Genomic DNA, 692 nt, shown 5'->3' with positions numbered 1-692 from the left:
GTGTGGTCCTGGTCGTTCGGCTGTGGCACGCCGTTGACGTTGGCGAAGGTGTAGCCTTCGTTGCCCAGACGACGGGTGATCAGCTCGGAGGTGGTGGTCATCACCTTGCGCGAGAACACCTGGCCCGGCTGCACCAGCAGCAGCGACTTGACCTGGTCTTCCGGCACTTTCAGGTCACCGGACAGCTTCACGTCGCGAACGGTGTACTTCTCGCCTTCGTTGATGTTGACGGTGATGTAGACGTGTTTCTTGTCTGGCGTGATGGACACCTGGGTGGAGGCGATGTCCATGTTGATGTAGCCGCGGTCGAGGTAGTAGGAACGCAGCCGCTCCAGGTCACCGGACAGTTTTTCGCGGGCGTACTTGTCGTCGTTCTTGAAGAACGACAGCCAGTTGGTGGTCTTCAGCTCGAACAGCTGGCCCAGGGTGTCATCATCGAACACGTTGTTGCCAACGATGTTGATATGCTGGATGGCAGCGACGGTGCCTTCGTTGATCTTGATCTTCAGCGCCACGCGGTTGCGCGGCTGCGGCACGACTTCGGCGTCGACCTCGGCCGAATAGCGGCCCTGGGCCACGTACTGGCGCTGCAGCTCGTTACGCACACCTTCAAGGGTGGCACGCTGGAAGATCTCGCCTTCGGCCAGGCCCGATTGTTTCAAGCCCTTCATCAGGTCTTCGGTGCTGATCGC

The 692-nt window shown here is 60.0% G+C and carries 1 protein-coding gene; it reads right to left on the bottom strand.

The features are described 5' to 3' along the window. Positions 1-692: POTRA domain-containing protein (locus SB756_RS28015; protein ID WP_410912739.1), on the bottom strand; the 692-nt coding region annotated here is incomplete at both ends.

The organism is Pseudomonas sp. SIMBA_068 (assembly GCF_046534705.1).
In the GTDB taxonomy this organism is placed as follows: Bacteria; Pseudomonadota; Gammaproteobacteria; order Pseudomonadales; family Pseudomonadaceae; genus Aquipseudomonas; species Aquipseudomonas putida.
This window is presented reverse-complemented; position numbering and strand designations above follow the sequence as displayed.